The organism is Bacillus sp. Au-Bac7, assembly GCF_021341655.1.
Classification (GTDB): Bacteria; Bacillota; Bacilli; order Bacillales; family Cytobacillaceae; genus Niallia.
Map to the genome: position 1 here is coordinate 156,802 of NZ_JAJTTG010000004.1, position 16,369 is coordinate 173,170.

At 40.4% G+C, this 16,369-nt stretch carries 15 protein-coding genes; 12 read left to right on the forward strand and 3 right to left on the reverse strand.

Features of this window, described 5'->3' with window-relative positions; all coding sequences use genetic code 11:
- Nucleotides 1-58 precede the first annotated feature (58 nt).
- Nucleotides 59-478 (reverse strand): pyridoxamine 5'-phosphate oxidase family protein, encoded by a 420-nt coding sequence (locus LXM54_RS16400; RefSeq protein WP_197974718.1) that lies wholly within the window; start codon nucleotides 476-478, stop codon nucleotides 59-61.
- 256 nt (nucleotides 479-734) lie between these two features.
- Between LXM54_RS16400 and cax the strand changes: the two genes are divergently transcribed.
- The 3 genes from cax to LXM54_RS16415 all read left to right on the forward strand — a co-directional run bounded on the left by cax (nucleotide 735) and on the right by LXM54_RS16415 (nucleotide 3,739).
- Nucleotides 735-1,796, forward strand: coding sequence for a calcium/proton exchanger (gene cax / locus LXM54_RS16405; RefSeq protein ID WP_233316411.1), 1,062 nt, complete (start codon nucleotides 735-737; stop codon nucleotides 1,794-1,796).
- Nucleotides 1,797-2,204: 408 nt separating this feature from the next.
- Nucleotides 2,205-2,816: a YczE/YyaS/YitT family protein gene (locus LXM54_RS16410; RefSeq protein WP_192486427.1), complete on the forward strand. Its 612-nt coding sequence runs from the start codon at nucleotides 2,205-2,207 to the stop codon at nucleotides 2,814-2,816.
- 197 nt (nucleotides 2,817-3,013) lie between these two features.
- A complete protein-coding gene (locus LXM54_RS16415) occupies nucleotides 3,014-3,739 on the forward strand; it encodes a YfkD famly protein (RefSeq protein ID WP_396953811.1) in 726 nt (241 codons plus the stop codon).
- A 44-nt stretch (nucleotides 3,740-3,783) separates the two neighbouring features.
- Here LXM54_RS16415 and yfkAB read toward each other — a convergent pair whose 3' ends face one another.
- Nucleotides 3,784-4,908 carry a radical SAM/CxCxxxxC motif protein YfkAB gene (gene yfkAB, locus LXM54_RS16420; protein ID WP_233316322.1) on the reverse strand — a complete coding sequence of 375 codons (1,125 nt, stop codon included), beginning with the start codon at nucleotides 4,906-4,908 and terminating at the stop codon, nucleotides 3,784-3,786.
- Nucleotides 4,909-5,011: 103 nt separating this feature from the next.
- On the opposite strand from yfkAB, the gene LXM54_RS16425 reads away from it, so the two are divergent.
- From LXM54_RS16425 to LXM54_RS16450, 6 genes are all read left to right on the forward strand, one after another.
- Nucleotides 5,012-5,503, forward strand: coding sequence for a YtxH domain-containing protein (locus tag LXM54_RS16425; RefSeq protein ID WP_192486425.1), 492 nt, complete (start codon nucleotides 5,012-5,014; stop codon nucleotides 5,501-5,503).
- Nucleotides 5,504-5,706: 203 nt separating this feature from the next.
- Entirely contained in the window at nucleotides 5,707-5,892 is a 186-nt protein-coding gene (locus LXM54_RS16430) for an SE1561 family protein (RefSeq protein ID WP_192486424.1), read from the forward strand.
- A 134-nt stretch (nucleotides 5,893-6,026) separates the two neighbouring features.
- Entirely contained in the window at nucleotides 6,027-7,562 is a 1,536-nt protein-coding gene (locus tag LXM54_RS16435; RefSeq protein ID WP_325169583.1) for a fumarate hydratase, read from the forward strand.
- Nucleotides 7,563-7,680: 118 nt separating this feature from the next.
- On the forward strand, nucleotides 7,681-8,439 hold the full coding sequence (gene pdaA, locus LXM54_RS16440) for a delta-lactam-biosynthetic de-N-acetylase (protein ID WP_192486429.1): 759 nt from the start codon (nucleotides 7,681-7,683) through the stop codon (nucleotides 8,437-8,439).
- Nucleotides 8,440-8,536: 97 nt separating this feature from the next.
- Nucleotides 8,537-9,397, forward strand: a complete 861-nt coding sequence (locus tag LXM54_RS16445; protein ID WP_233316323.1) for a DNA-3-methyladenine glycosylase family protein — start codon at nucleotides 8,537-8,539, stop codon at nucleotides 9,395-9,397.
- A 136-nt stretch (nucleotides 9,398-9,533) separates the two neighbouring features.
- Complete coding sequence (locus LXM54_RS16450; protein ID WP_233316324.1) at nucleotides 9,534-10,349, forward strand: DUF1385 domain-containing protein; 816 nt, start codon at nucleotides 9,534-9,536, stop codon at nucleotides 10,347-10,349.
- Nucleotides 10,350-10,379: 30 nt separating this feature from the next.
- Here the strand turns inward: LXM54_RS16450 and LXM54_RS16455 are convergent, their stop codons facing one another.
- Nucleotides 10,380-10,709, reverse strand: a complete 330-nt coding sequence (locus LXM54_RS16455) for a DUF3139 domain-containing protein (protein WP_233316325.1) — start codon at nucleotides 10,707-10,709, stop codon at nucleotides 10,380-10,382.
- Nucleotides 10,710-11,043: 334 nt separating this feature from the next.
- Here LXM54_RS16455 and LXM54_RS28305 point away from each other — a divergent pair, with 334 nt between their 5' ends.
- The 3 genes from LXM54_RS28305 to LXM54_RS16475 all read left to right on the forward strand — a co-directional run bounded on the left by LXM54_RS28305 (nucleotide 11,044) and on the right by LXM54_RS16475 (nucleotide 16,329).
- Nucleotides 11,044-13,746, forward strand: a complete 2,703-nt coding sequence (locus LXM54_RS28305) for a lipocalin-like domain-containing protein (RefSeq protein WP_325169584.1) — start codon at nucleotides 11,044-11,046, stop codon at nucleotides 13,744-13,746.
- Between the two features lie 146 nt (nucleotides 13,747-13,892).
- Entirely contained in the window at nucleotides 13,893-15,284 is a 1,392-nt protein-coding gene (gene rlmD / locus LXM54_RS16470) for a 23S rRNA (uracil(1939)-C(5))-methyltransferase RlmD (protein WP_233316326.1), read from the forward strand.
- Nucleotides 15,285-15,528: 244 nt separating this feature from the next.
- Nucleotides 15,529-16,329: an SDR family oxidoreductase gene (locus tag LXM54_RS16475; protein WP_233316327.1), complete on the forward strand. Its 801-nt coding sequence runs from the start codon at nucleotides 15,529-15,531 to the stop codon at nucleotides 16,327-16,329.
- The last annotated feature ends 40 nt before the right edge of the window (nucleotides 16,330-16,369 follow it).

Sequence of the window (16,369 nt, forward strand, 5' to 3'; positions counted from 1 at the left end):
ATTATCCCTATAATGAAGAAAAAGCTGCCGCAGAATTTGCGGCAGCTTTCTTATCTTATTACAGCTCTAAAACCTCTGCTTTAGAACTAGAATCAGCGAAATAGCGGATTTTTTGCGGCTTCAAGTGGAGCAGCACATAATTTGGATCATCTGGACCGCCCAGCCATTTGCTAAGCTTGTCACTCCAATATTTTTCTTTTTTCTCTTTAGAATCTTCAATTGTAGCTGTTGCCTCAATTTCACAGTAGGCACCAGAAAATCCAGCATCCTGAACACCAAGCAGTATATGGACATTAGGGTTTTGGCCGAGATCATCGACTTTATGTGTTTCCTTATTCGTTGCTGTATAAAGAGTCAATTCATCGTGAAAGAACAGCATAAACCGGCTGTACGGCTTATCGTCTTGTATGGTTGCCAATGTGCCTATTTTGTGATTATCGAGCAGTTCCAGTATTTTTGATTGTAATGCGTCATTCATTATAAAAAAACTCCTTTCCATTCTTAGTTAGTATGGGTGGTTTGTCTATATTTTATATACCCTATTATCTATTGAAAAAAGCTGATTTTGTTGGTATATTATGGAATGGTTTAGATAAAGCTGAAATATATTGGTCTGTAATGCGGATTATAAAGGAGTATTACAGCCTAAAAGAGGAGAAGTTTTTAAAAAATGTTTAGGAAATTTATAAACAGGGGAATGTTAATTGTTAAAAATAAAAGGAGTGGGGAAAATGGTGAATAAAATCTTTACCGTGGCAGTCCTCATCGGCGTTCCAATATCTATTATTGGTTCTTTGCTGCACTGGCCGAGTATTGTAATGTTTATCGTGTACTGTCTAACAATCATTGCCCTCTCTAGCTTTATGGGAAGAGCAACTGAAAGTTTAGCAATTGTCGCTGGACCGAGAATCGGCGGGCTGTTGAATGCCACGTTTGGAAACGCAGTCGAACTGATTATTGCAATTTTTGCTTTGAGAGAAGGACTGACAGAGGTTGTTTTAGCTTCCTTAACAGGATCCGTTCTTGGAAACCTGCTTCTTGTTGCAGGGCTGTCATTCTTTATTGGGGGCCTTAAGTACAAGGTCCAAACATATAATGTGTTTGATGCAAGACATAATTCTGGCTTGCTGATGTTTGCTGTTATCGTAGCCTTTGTTATTCCAGAGGTCTTCTCCGTATCAATGGATGACTCAGAAACCTTAACGTTAAGTGTGGGAATTTCCATTATCCTTATTTTGTTATATTTAGCAGCACTATTCTTTAAGCTTGTTACACACAGGGGAGTATACCAATCTGAGAACAAAGAAGGTACAGAAAGCAGCCATCATGAGGAGCCTGAGTGGACCGTGAAGCGCAGTGTCCTAATACTTGCACTTGCCACATTAGCGGTAGCCTATATCTCTGAAAATCTTGTACATACATTTGAGATTGTAGCTGAATCATTCGGATGGTCAGAGCTGTTTATCGGGATTATTATTGTCGCGATTGTCGGAAACGCGGCAGAGCATGCTTCGGCAGTGCTTATGGCGTATAAAAATAAGATGGACATCTCTGTTGAAATCGCAATCGGTTCAACCTTACAGGTTGCGATGTTTGTGGCACCGGTGCTTGTACTGCTGTCCCTTTTATTCCCGACAAACTTGTCCCTTGTTTTTAGCCTTCCAGAATTAGTATCCATGGCATCAGCTGTACTGCTCATGATTATTATATCGAATGACGGAGAAACAAACTGGTTTGAAGGAGCAACATTGCTTGCTGCCTACTTGATTATGGGAGTAGGATTCTACTTGTTGTAAGTTTTTTCGCCTAAATAAACAGAAAACCGTCCAGCTTTCTTTACAGCTGGACGGTTTTTTTTTAGAAGGCATTCTCCTTTAAGTTTAAATGAAAAGATAAGTATATAATTGTGTGCTTATGTGTTCTGGGACAAAATCAAGTCGCTTCCATTAAGACCACCACCAATTCTTTTTAAGTAGACAATACTGTACATACTAAACTGATGCTTTGCCAAAAATGGTCTATCCTCCTTTTGTGATAAGCGATTTGATTAGCTGCCCTCCTTTTGTTTGATAAGCCTAGTATAATATAAATTTAGATAAATGTAAATATTCTGATAATTTATTTTTTACATTTTTGTACAAGTTTGCTGTGACGTGCGCATAAGTATAAAAGACGAGCATTAAAACGGGAGGGGAGTTAGGAGAATGGCGATGGTTTACCGCAGTCTTTTTTATGGTATCGGACTATTGATTTTGTCATTCGGCGCGACATTGACAATCAAGGCAAACTTAGGGGCAGGGCCATGGGATGCTTTAAATGTAGGCTTGTCAGCACTGTTAGGTTTGACAATTGGCAGCTGGATAGTTATTATCGGCATCTTGCTGATATTTGTCAATGCACTTCTATTGATGAGAAAACCTGAGCTGCTGTCATTATTCACTGTGTTCATTTTAGGTTTTTTCGTAGATTTTTGGATGGCGCATCTTACGAATGTCTTTAATTATTTTCTTTTCCTTAATCAGCTGCTTCTGCTTATTGCTGGACTCGCTATTATCGGCTTAGGGATTGCTACCTATTTGCAGGCAAGCTTTCCGCTGAATCCGATTGATGAGTTCATGGTCAGCCTGCAAGAGCGATTTGGACTTAATATCATGGCTTCCAAGCTGATCGGCGAGGTTTTGGCATTAGTATTTGCTTTTTTAGTCAACGGACCAATTGGGGTCGGAACAGTGATTATTGCTCTTGGAATCGGACCTGCCATTCAAGTGTTTCATCCGCTTTGCTGTGGAATAATGGACAAATTAGCGCTTAAATAAAGATATGCAAAAAATTGTTTTTGACAGGAAGCATAATCTAGGCGAACTCCGAAAAAAATAACAGTAAATATTACTGTTATGTTTGAAAGGAGTTCTTTAATTTGTTGAAACGAATTGGTATTATTCTACTAGCTTTTCTTATGATGCTGCCTAATATTGCGCCAGCATTTGCAGAAAAACCGAAAGACAAGCAAGATATGCCAAAATCAAAACTGGTTGCCATTCCGAATTCAGCTATGAACATCACAAAGGAAAACACATATCCGAATCCTTCGCAGGACTTGCCGAAGCTGCAGCCGAGTGAGCTGACACAGACGCTTATTGATTCTTCAAGGGTGAAAATTGAAAATCCTGACTTAATTCGCATGCTGAATGAGACAACGGTCAACAGCACACCATTTGCGATAGGATATAAGGCGATAGTCTATTTGGGTCAATGGCCATTAAATTATGAATCAACAGAAACAGCCCCTAACTGGGAGTATCAAAAGATAAACACAAACTTTTATGACAACAGAGGCGGAAAAGCGCCATATCAAATACACTATGTGCAAGAGTCTCAGAAAATCATCAGAGGCGGCCTGACTGCAAAAATTCCGAATGCAGAGGAAGTCAAAAAAATGATGATGCTCAAAGCAATGCAGAACTCCGGGCTGCCGCTTGCTTTTGAAACAGTGATAGGAACTGGCACGAAAAAAGACCAGATTTATAATATTCCTGCCAAAAGATTAGGCTATTTATATGGATACGCACCTGCTGTGAATGAAAAAGGAAAGGTCACATATGGAGAAGTGTATTTAATGCTGAAGGGCGGAAAGAAATCAATTGTCGTTAAAAATGTAACGTCCCAAGGTATTGGTGCATGGATTCCAGTTCAAGATCATGTTTCCTTCGGATTTGTGGCCAGCGAAAAGCCGAAATAAAAAAAGTGAGCAGCATTAGTTCAGACTAATTAGCTGCTCACTTTTTAACGTTGAATTAATGCTGCTTTTTTCGAGAAATCAATATCTCGGTAATAGCTGTTTTTAACAAGCACATTTGGACCTAAACATTGCACACTTGGGCAGTGGCAGTTAAGGGAAGAGGCTAAATCTGTTGCCAGCCATTTTTGGAATATATCTTCCAGGTTATCTGTTTGAATATTACCTAATGGTGGTGTATCCCCAAAGTCTGTAACGATAACATCTCCTGAGAAGATATTAACATTCAGACGGGAACGGCCGTCAGGATCGTTGCGGACAGTAACATTTTTACTTGCATACAGGCGTTTCAGCAGCTCTTTATCTTCTTTTGTACTGCTGCATGGATAAAATGGCAGTGTTCCAAACAGCATCCAGACATTTTCATCTCTTATGTCTAGCAAGTGATGGATGCTTTGACGCATTTCCTCCAGTGTTAATGTTTCCATCGTTGAAGCGAAATCAGATGGATACATTGGATGTATTTCATGGCGTTGGCATTTCATCTCATCAACAATTTGACGGTGAATATGCTCTAAGTAAGGAAGTGTCTGTTTATTCAGCATCGTTTCTGCAGAAACGACCACACCTGCTTCCACTAATGCCCTGCTGTTAGTAATGATATTTTTGAAAAGTTTGCCTCTTTGTTCGTAAGACGGCTTTCTTGCCATCATCGCAAAGCCTCGTTCAGCAAACTCCTCTTCCGTACCCCAGTTATGAGATATATGCAAAACATCTAAATATGGAATGATTGGTTCATATCTGTCAAGACCTAGTGTCAGATTGGAGTTAATCTGTGTCTTTACACCTCTGCTATGGGCATATTTGAACAGCGGAACAACATAGTTTTCGACAGATCTGCGGCTCATCATCGGCTCACCGCCTGTGATGCTCATAGAGCGGAGATGAGGAATCTCATCAAGTCTCTTTAAAAGCAGATCAATCGGCAATGCATTCGGGTCTTTCGGCTGAAGGGTGTAGCCGACAGCACAATGCTCACAGCGCATATTACATAATGTTGTTGTCGTAAATTCTATATTGGAGAGTGTCAGCCCTCCATGCTGAGTTATATCCATATAAGCTTCCCAAGGATCATTCTTAGGGTTTACAATCGGATTTTTTTGAGAAATCATGATATTGCTCCTTTAAAAAAATTGCGAAATAAAGCGCCCGCTTGTTTAAGTATTCATTAGACGGGAAAAGACAAGTAATGATAATAAAAAGGGAGATGATCTTATGTCTAATGAAAACAAGGGAAACAGTAAACTATTGGCTGGAATCGTCATTGGAAGTGTCATTGGGACAACATTATCCCTCATGGACCGTACAACAAGGACAAATGCTAAGGTGAAAGTGCAGCAGTGGAAGGAATCAACCAACCAGCTTGTGCATGAGCTGAGAGAAAACCCTAGTCAGGTAAAGCAAGATACTAGTGAAAAACTGCATTATTTAAGTGATACAATGCGAGAGGTTATGAATGACAGCCAAACAATGTTTCAGCATATTCAAAACACAATCAATGCAAGGACACAAGATTTAAAAGAAATAGCAGGCGATTTCAAGCAGCTTTACTTTCAATCGAAACGCCAATATCAGTCTATCCAACATAAATTGCAACAGACAAAAGAACAGATTGGCATGAACGGAAACTCATCCAGTGACAATCAGCTGTTGCCAGTAGTCGCACAGGACCACTCCCTGATGGAAAGGGAAAAGGCTACCCTATAATTATGTGAGCAGACGCACGTATAGTATAGTTTAACATAAAAAAAGTCACCTATAATGCCTATAGGTGACTTTTTTTAGAAAGGAAAGAGAAGCACAGGTGTAAAATCAGCGGAATTGAGCAAACATATAGAATAGAGGAAAAAGATTGCCGGAAGCTAATATTTTCGGTACGATGGATATGAGAGTGAAAGGAGAGATTTTTGTTGGGCAGTTCGATTACAGACAAAAATGAACAAGTTGATTTTTTAAAAACGAGATTAAATATGTTTCTTGATGTATTGGATGCGATTGATCCAGAAGAAGCGGAGCTTGAGGATATTGACCGCTTGATTGAAATGATTGACGATATTGAATCGAAATGCAATGAATTTAAACATAGAGACATTTAATTAGCGAAGAGCTCCAGTTGGGGCTTTTTTTGTTAGTATTTATGTAAACGATTTCAGTACACTGTTCACAAACTCCGATGTAAGAGTATAATTTAAGAGAAAGATCGTTAAAAGGGTTGAGGGGGAGAAAATTAGTGAATATCAAGAATTTAAAAACAAGCATTTATCAGTTGATTGAAGAAACATCCACAAATCTTCCAAAAGATGTCCGCCGCGCTATTAAAAAGGCAGCGCTAAGGGAAAACGCAGGAACAAGATCGGCAATGAGCCTTGATACAATTCAAGCCAATATAGGCATGGCAGATATGGAAGTATCGCCCATTTGCCAGGATACCGGTCTGCCTACCTTTAAAATTAAGACACCAGTCGGTACAAATCAGCTTGAAATAAAAGCTGTAATCTATGAGTGCATGGAATTGGCGACACAAAGGGGGAAGCTTCGCCCGAATTCTGTTGATTCACTGACAGGAGATAACAGCGGCAACAACCTAGGAGCAGGAACGCCTGTTATTAAGTTTGAACAATGGGAAAAAGACTACATAGACATTGGCCTTATTCTTAAAGGTGGAGGCTGTGAAAACAAGAATATCCAGTACAGCCTGCCTTGTGAGCTTGATGGTCTTGGCCGAGCTGGCAGAGACTTGGACGGTATCCGTAAATGCATCCTCCATTCTGTTTACCAGGCCCAAGGGCAAGGCTGCAGTGCAGGCTTTATCGGTGTCGGCATCGGCGGCGACCGCTCAAGCGGCTATGATCTGGCTAAGGAGCAGCTTTTCCGTTCCGTAGATGATATCAATGAAAACGCAGAGCTTGCAGCCTTAGAAGAGTATATTTTGGAAAATGCTAATAAGCTTGGAATCGGTACGATGGGGTTTGGCGGTGAAACAACCTTGCTTGGCTGCAAGATTGGTGTGATGAACCGTATTCCAGCAAGTTTCTTTGTCTCTGTCGCTTATAACTGCTGGGCATTCCGCCGCTTAGGAATTAAGATTGACGCCATATCAGGCAGTATACTTGCGTGGAAATATGATGATGGAGAGAAAATAAACTTTGCAGGCAAACAAGAAGCTGATTCACAAGAAGAGGATAAAGTTATTAAGCTGACAGCACCAATACCAGAAGCAAAAATCCGTTCCTTAAAGGTCGGCGATGTAGTTGAAATCAGCGGAATGATGTATACAGGCAGAGATGCAATCCATAAATATTTGAGCACAAACGATTCACCAATTGATTTAAATGGACAAATTATCTATCATTGCGGTCCGGTTATGCTTAAAAGTGAAGATGATGTATGGCATGTAAAGGCAGCAGGACCAACAACGAGTATTCGTGAAGAGCCGTATCAAGGCGATATTATGAAAAAATTCGGCATCCGCGCTGTTATGGGTAAAGGCGGAATGGGTCCCAAAACCTTAAAAGCATTAGGCGAGCATGGCGGTGTTTATTTAAATGCAATCGGCGGAGCTGCTCAATATTACGCTGACTGCATTAAGTCTGTTCAAGGTGTTGATCTGATGCAATTCGGCATACCGGAAGCAATGTGGCATCTTCAAGTCGAGAATTTCCGTGCCGTTGTAACAATGGATTCACACGGCAATTCCTTGCACGAGGATATAGAGAAGTCATCATTGGAAAAACTTTCTCAGTTCAAGGAAGCTGTCTATAGTTGATTGTTTAATTTACCAATCATACTCCCTCTGTCACAACAAATAATAAGCTTAGATAGCTTATAAAGGAGGGAGAAAGGTGAAGCAGTTTAAACTAATATGTGCTTTTTTTGCATTATTTATGCTAGTACAGCATCCTGTGCTGGCGAACGTTTCCAACCAGCCTCAGCATTGGGGCTTCAAAAAATCAAGCAATGAGCAGCCAGCAGAAGCAGGGCAGCCGCTTGATCAACTTCTCCAGAAATATGGAGCATTTTATAAGGACAGCCCCGATGAGAAGGTATTGTACTTAACTTTTGATAATGGCTATGAAAATGGCTATACAGGGAAAATCCTTGATGTGCTGAAAAAAGAAAAGGTACCAGCAACCTTCTTCGTAACAGGACATTACTTACAAAGCGCCACAGATTTGGTGAAACGAATGGCTGATGAAGGGCATATTATCGGGAATCACTCGTACCATCATCCTGATTTCACACAAGTATCTGATTCTAGACTAAAAGAGGAACTGGATAAGGTGGCGAAAGAAACAGAAGAGATTACAGGCAAAAAAGGGATGAAATACTTACGGCCTCCCCGCGGTGTATTTAGTGAACGTACTTTGAAGCTTGCTAAAGATCTCGGCTATACACAAGTGTTCTGGTCTTTAGCGTTTGTTGACTGGAAAACCGATCAGCAAAGGGGCTGGCAATACAGCTACGACAATATGATGAAGCAGGCGCATCCTGGCTGCATAATGCTTTTGCATACTGTATCAAAAGATAATGCAGATGCGTTAGAAGCTGCGATTAAAGACTTAAAGAAAAGAGGCTATACTTTTAAAAGCCTTGATGACTTTATGGAAAAGCAGCAAAAAGCTAAAGAGAAAAGTCCGAATTAAATCGGGCTTTTTTCTTTTTTTGTAAAGATTAGTTAATGCATAGAACTTCCACATATATCCATGCTATAATGAGTGGAAAACAGAACAGGTGATTCTATTGCATATTCTTCCAGTTGCAGGACCATATAATTTTGATCTTGTGTTAAGCCGATTAGCGTTAGATCCGTTGCAGCAAATAGATTTTCAGGAGAGGTCTGTTAAAGTTCCGCTTGTTATTGGTCAAAAGCAAATGGTTACAACTGTAGTAGCGATTGGCACAACAGAGAAGCCAGCATTCCAAATAGAAGGCTATACGGACGAATTTGAAGAGAGTGTTATTCGAGAGCTGACGCGGATTTTTCAATGGGAAAGCTCTCTTATCGAGGTGCATGAACATTTCCAGCACACACAATTACACGAGCTGTTTAACAGCCATTTCGGAACACCGCTTGTCCTTGATTTCCATCCATATAACTGTCTTGTGAAGTGCATTATCCATCAGCAGCTTAATTTAAAGTTTGCCCATATATTGACAGAAAGATTTGTGAAAACATATGGATTTGAAAAAGACGGAGCATGGTTTTACCCGGAACCAGAACGTGTTGCCAGCCTTACAGTGGCAAACTTAAGAGAGCTGCAATTCAGTACAAGAAAAGCTGAATACATCATTGATATTTCGAAGGAGATTGCTTTAGGAAGAATGAATATAGAGAGTCTGCATGATAAAACAGAGGAAGAAATTATGAAAGAACTGATAGTGTACAGAGGAATTGGGCAATGGACAATTCAAAATGTGCTTCTGTTTGGGCTAGGAAGGAAAAATCTGTTCCCGATTGCAGATATCGGCATCCAAAATGCCTTAAAAAAGCTGCTTGGCTTAAAGGCCAAGCCGACAAAAGAGCAAATGGAGGCAATGATTCCGGCTTGGGAGCCATATTTAAGCTATGCTTCTTTATATTTATGGCGAAGTATTGAATGATTTCATGAAACCAACGGATAAGCCTTTACGTCTATAAAATTAGACAAACATGATTATGCTAACACATGTATTGTGCAATTCGGGAATATATTATATAAAGGAAGAGAAAAAAATCTTGTGAAAAATGGAGACATTTATGAACTATGGAGGAAAAGCGCTTTTTAATGGCGTAAAGTTTCATTCAAAAAATGTTAGTGTTAAATCAATCCGAAAAGATGGCAAGATTACGACAACCCACCAAATAAAGGGGAGGGAAGAAGAGGATATAGATGACTTTGATATCGATAAATATTTAAAAAGAGTGCCGATAGTCAGAGGTATGTGGTTTTTCATCACATCATTCCTTGATACATGGAAGTCGTTTTTGTCTATATTAGCTTTTGGGTTTACGTTTCTTTTTGTCATGTCCAAAGGAAGCTGGTCAATCGGAGGTTTAAGTGCAGCAGAGATCGAAACAGCAGTTATACTACTTATAATTTTATACTTACTGATCTACAAGCTCACACCGCTCGGAAAGTACCATGCTGCCGAACATATGGCAGCCAACTGTTTTAATAGAAGAGAAGACCTTACATTAAAAAATGTGCAAAGCCAGTCCCGCATCAGCGAAGACTGCCATTTGAATCTTGTCATTTTTATTGCGCTCTTCAGTGTAACGGTTTGGCTTATTCCCTATTCTAATCAAATCGACGGTATTGTTGTGCTTTTCGTTGTACTGGCACTTGCATATGAGCTGTACATCATCCGAAACAAGCATGTGAAGAAGCTGTTGAGACCGATTTATTTTATCGGATATGGTCTGCAGTACCTTCTTTTCACAACGAAACCTGCCGCAGAACATCTTGAAACAGCTATTCAGTCACTAAAGAAAATGGCTGCACTCCAAGAAAGCATGGACAAAGAGGAAGCCGCTAAGAAGGGAACTGAAATAGTGTTTCATCCAGCTAAATAAAAATGAAAACAGCTCAAATGAGCTGTTTTTTTATTGAAGATGCTTGCCTTCATATTCATTGTTGCTGTTATCATACGTATTAATAAAGATTGCTTCTTTATGTCTATATATAAATTCATAGTTTAAACCCTTTTCATCTTTAAATACGACAGTGACGTAATAATGACCTGATTTTTCATCATACCACGGTTCTATTTTTTTGATGTTTTCCTCAAGTTCTCCGTTAGCCTCTAAATATTGCAACACAGCTGTTTCAGACTTTTTTTCCATCCAGGAAAATCCGTATAATTCTCCATATAGGTAGACAGAAAATCCGATTATTACAAGCGAAACTAAAAAAACAAATAAATTTTTAGCCAATATTACAACACCTCCATTTTAGTGTAATTTTACTCTTTTGTTGTTAGATTGTCTATTTAATGGTAAAAAAATCTAAAGAAAAAGGTGTTTTCTTGATAATTCATTCGTATAAGTTGCTTGTTTTATTCGTAAATATGTACGAACAATTATAATTGATATATTGACACGTACGTATATGTGTAATACGATAATCAAAGTTATGAAAGTGTTTACATAATAGAGCTAAAGCAAGAGGGGATAAGCTTTCGTAGCAATAATAGAGAAACCGTATTGGCTTAAATGGACAAGTATAAATGCTACTCAACAAAGCTGACACGGCAGGGAGGAATTCACAATGAAAAGGAATGGATCTCGAAGGTTTTTGATGTTTTTCTTGGCAGTTGTTCTCGTAATTCCGCAGTTTTTTCTTTTAAGCACAAATTCAGCAGTAGTTAAGGCTGCCACAGAGCCGGTCTTTAAAAGGGCTTCTGTTCATGACCCTTCTGTTATTGAGGCAGACGGGGAGTTTTATGTTTTCGGTTCTCATCTTGCCTCTGCAAAAACGAAGGATTTTATGCAATGGGAGCAAGTCTCCTCCACTGTGTCTGCAGAAAATCCTCTGTTTGAGAATGTTTTAGAAGAGCTGAAGGAAACATTTGATTGGGCAGAGTCCGATACACTCTGGGCGGCAGATGTTATCCAGCTTGAGGATGGAAAATATTATATGTACTATAATGCCTGTAAAGGTGATTCTCCCCGTTCAGCACTTGGTGTTGCCGTTTCTGATAGTGTAGATGGACCATACAAGGATCTTGGCATTATCTTGAAATCAGGCATGTGGGATGAGGAAAGCGAGGACGGCACGATTTATGATGCGACAAAGCATCCGAATGCTGTTGATCCTGATGTGTTTTTCGATAAAAACGGCAAGCTTTGGATGGTGTATGGCTCCTATTCCGGCGGGATTTTCATCCTTGAAATGGACCCGGTAACAGGCAAGCAGCTTCCAGGCCAAGGCTATGGGAAAAAGCTTCTTGGCGGCAATCACAGCAGAATTGAAGGCGCCTATATTCAATACAGCAAGGAAACAGATTATTACTATATGTACTTGTCGTTTGGAGGATTGGATTCGACTGGCGGCTACAACATGAGGGTCGTCCGTTCAAAAACTCCAGATGGTCCGTATTATGACGCGGCAGGCAATGATATGACGAATGTAAAGGCAGATCCGACATTGCCATTATTCGACGACAAATCAATTGAACCGTATGGCGTTAAGCTGATGGGCAGCTACCTGTTCAAAAGAGAGATTGGGGAAAGCGGAACAGGAATTGGCACAGGCTATGTCTCACCAGGACATAACTCTGTTTATTACGATGAAAGCACAGATGAACAATATTTAATTTTCCATACCCGTTTTCCTGAAAGAGGAGAGCAGCATGAACTTCGTGTTCACAAAATGTATATGAACGACGAGGCTTGGCCTGTTGTGTCTCCATATGAATATGCTGGTGAAAGCCTGCAGGATGTAGCTGCAGCGGATATATCCGGCGACTATAAGTTTATTAACCATGGCAAAGATATTTCAGCAGACATTAAACAGTCTGTTTTAATAAGTTTGAACAATGATGGAAGCATTACCGGTCAGGTTTCAGGTACGTGGAAGGAACAAGGTTCTAATAAAGCAGAGCTGACGATTGACGGTAAGGTATACAATGGCGTGTTTGTCAGCCAGTGGGACCCAACTTCGAAATCGAATGTAATGACATTTACAGCTACATCAGATGAAGGTGTATCTGTCTGGGGCAGCAAAGCGGAAAGTAAATCAGATGAAGAAATAGTCGAGGCAGTGAAAGCTGGTCTTGATTTAGGTGATACAACAGCGGTTATCAGCAACTTGAAGCTTGTAACAGAAGGGCTGCGCGGTGCGGTTATTAGCTGGAGCTCCTCCAATGAAGAGGTTGTCACAAGTGAAGGAAAAGTCACAAGACCGACTAATGGAGAGGCTGTTAAAGTGACATTGACGGCAACAATCACAAAAGGGGAAGCTACGGCTAGTAAAGCCTTTGAGATTACGGTCTTGCCAGAGGAACAAGGCAAACTTGCTGCACACTATGCGTTTGAAGGCGATTTAAAGGACAGCACAGGCACGCAAGCAGATGGACAGCCAACAGGAAATCTCATTTCTAACACAGGTGGTACAATTTCTTACACAGAAGGTAAAACTGGCCAAGGTGCAATTTTTGACGGTGCATCAGGCGTACTATTGCCAAAGGGACTGATTTCCAGCAATAAATACAGCGTATCCTTCTGGCTGAACCCTGAGCAGCTTACTAATTATACGTCTGCGTTTTTTGGAGCCAAAACAGATGCAAACTGGATTAGCTTTGTACCGAAAGGCAATGATGCTGTCAGCAATAACAGCATGATCTGGTCGAATAGCGACGGTTGGTATGATGCAGATGCAGGCACACAAATTCCCGTCAATGAATGGTCTCATATTGCCTTTACTGTTGATAACGGACAAATCAATATTTATATCAATGGCGAAAAAGCATTTAGCGGCACAGAATTCTTTAATGTTTTCACAGACAAAAATGCCCTGTTCGCTCTAGGTGTGAATTATTGGGACACCCCATTCAAAGGGCTGATGGATGAAGTGCTTGTGTATGATTCTGTTGCTTTGACAGAAGATGCGGTTAAGGACTATTACACTACTGGAACAATTCCAGTAGTTGCGGAACCAGAAACACCAGCTCCAGATGATGAAGAAGAAATAGACAAGCCGGATGAGAACGGCACGCCAAGTCCAGAAGATGGAACAGATAAACCGGACGATAACGGCAGTCAAGAAAGTGGCGGCAATGACACGAATGATAACGAAGAAGGAAGCAGTAATACGACGGAAGATGGTAAGAAGGACAGTGTGAAAGGGGAAGGACATGGACTGCCTAATACGGCAACAAATTCCTTCAATTATTTACTGGCAGGTATTGCCATGATTGTGATTGGTGCATGTGCGTTTCTTTTTAAAAAGAAAAGGGCTAGAATAGAATAAGAAAAAAATCCCTCAAAGAATTCATTTTGAGGGATTTTTATTTGCAGGATAACTAGATTATCGAATAAAGAAGTATTAGTATAAAGGTTGCAGATTAGACTGATTATAATGAATAAAAAATAGAACCTAATTACAGGAGCAAAAGAATGAATGATATTAAACAAACAATCACGGTAAAAATAAAGCTAGGACAAACCTTCCCACTGACAATTAAGCGGCTCGGAATTAACGGAGAAGGTGTCGGTTATTTTAAACGGCAGGTCGTTTTTGTCCCAGGCGCCCTTCCAGGGGAAGAGGTTGTTGTTGAGACAACAAAAGTTATGCCGAAGTTCTCAGAGGCAAAGGTCAAAAAAATCCGCAAAGCATCACCATTCCGTGTACAGGCACCTTGTCCTTTTTATGAACAATGCGGCGGCTGCCAGCTTCAGCATTTGGCTTATGATCAGCAGCTTCGCGAAAAACGCGATATTGTTATTCAATCACTTGAAAGACATACTAAGCTGAAAATTGAAAATCTCGAAATCCGTCCGACAATCGGTATGGAAGACCCATGGAATTACCGTAACAAAAGCCAATTCCAAATCGGCCAGCAAAAAAACGGCAAAGTGATCGCAGGGCTTTACGGTATTGATTCCCATCGCCTTGTGCCAATCCAAAACTGTATGGTTCAGCACCCGCTCACTAACAAAGTGTCAGAAGAAGTCCGCAACATCTTAGAAGAGCTACAGGTGCCAATCTATAATGAACGGACCCAAAAAGGCATCGTCCGTACCATTGTAACAAGAGCAGGCTTCCAATCAGGAGAAGTACAGGTCGTCTTAATCACGACCCAAAAAGAAGTGCCGCGCAAAAAGCAAATTATGGCGGAAATTCAAAAACGTCTGCCTGAAGTGAAGTCACTCGTGCAAAACATTAATGGCAACAAAACATCCTTAATATTTGGCGAGAAAACGATTCATCTAAGAGGAGAGGAAGTTATCCAGGAAACACTCGGTGACTTGAACTTTGAGCTGTCAGCCCGCGCCTTCTTCCAGCTGAATCCAGTGCAAACAGTCAAGCTGTACGACGAAGTTAAAAAAGCAGCCAGACTGACAGGCAAAGAGAAGATTGCTGACGCCTATTGCGGAGTCGGAACAATCGGCTTATGGCTTGCAGACGGTGCCAGCGAAGTCCGCGGCATGGATACAATCGAAGCAGCCGTTCTCGATGCCCAAAAAAATGCCGATAGACACGGCATCAAAAACGCCACATACGTAACCGGCACAGCTGAGCACTGGCTTCCAAAATGGGTCGAAGAAGGCTGGCGCCCAGACGTAGTAGTAGTCGATCCGCCAAGAACCGGCTGTGACCGTAAGCTGCTTGACGCCATCAAAAAGGTCAAGCCGAAAAAGTTTATTTACGTATCCTGCAACCCATCAACATTGGCGAAGGATATTGATTATTTAAGCAAGGATTATAAGGTAGAGTATTTGCAGCCTGTGGACATGTTCCCGCACACAGCGCACGTTGAATGTGTGGCACAGCTCGTATTAAAATAACAATCACATAAAGCAAATCAGACCCTGCTTTCGTAAAATAATTTGCGATTGTAGGGTTTATTTTAAGTATTGTTTCACTAACAAAATGCCTAATTAACCATGTATTTAATTAAACAGAGTAATAATACAGACTTTTTCACTTTTGTGTGAAAAAGTCTGTATTAAATTATTTTAGTATTCCTCCTATACTGAAATCAGTGATAGAAAGTGCTTTCAAAACACAAATGTGGAGGAGGAATTACTAATGAGTGATACATGGTTAAATTTAAAAGGAAAAGTTGCGATCGTAACAGGCGGTGCCTCTGGTATTGGTTTGGAAATTACGAAGGGACTTTTAAATAATGGAGTTAAAGTTGTAGTTGCAGATTTAAATGGAGAAGAAGGAGCTAGAGAAGATGGTTCTTATTTTCTAAAATGTGATGTGACAAATAAAGAAAGTGTTGATAACACTGTTTCTAAAACAGTTGAAATGTTTGGCACTGTAGATATCTTAGTAAATAATGCTGGTGTTAACTTGCCAAGATTGTTAGTGGATGATAAAGGGGAAAGACCGGAATATGAATTGAGCGAGGGTGATTTTGACTTTATGGTAGCAGTAAATCAAAAAGGTCCTTATCTTTTTGCTCAAGCTGCTGCTAAGGAAATGTTAAAGGAAAAGAAAGGTGTCATTATTAACGTTTCGTCTGAAGCTGGTCAAGAAGGTTCTGCTGGGCAAAGCTGTTACTCTGCTACAAAAGGTGCCGTTATTTCTTTCACTCGTGCATGGGCAAAGGAACTTGGAAAGTTTAATATCCGAGTTGTTGGTATTGCTCCCGGTATCATTGAAACAACAGGTTTAAGAACAGATGCTTATAATGAAGCGTTAGCATACACTCGCGGCGTTACTGTAGATGGATTATCCACAGATTACAGCAAATCCATTCCTCTTGGAAGAGAAGGCAAACTAACAGAGATTGGCGATTTGGTAACCTATTTAGCTTCCGATCGTTCCAGCTATATCACGGGTACAACATTGAATATTTCAGGAGGAAAATCTAGAGGTTAACAGTGAAGTCAGAATGCCTTTAATGATTGTTTAAAACGAG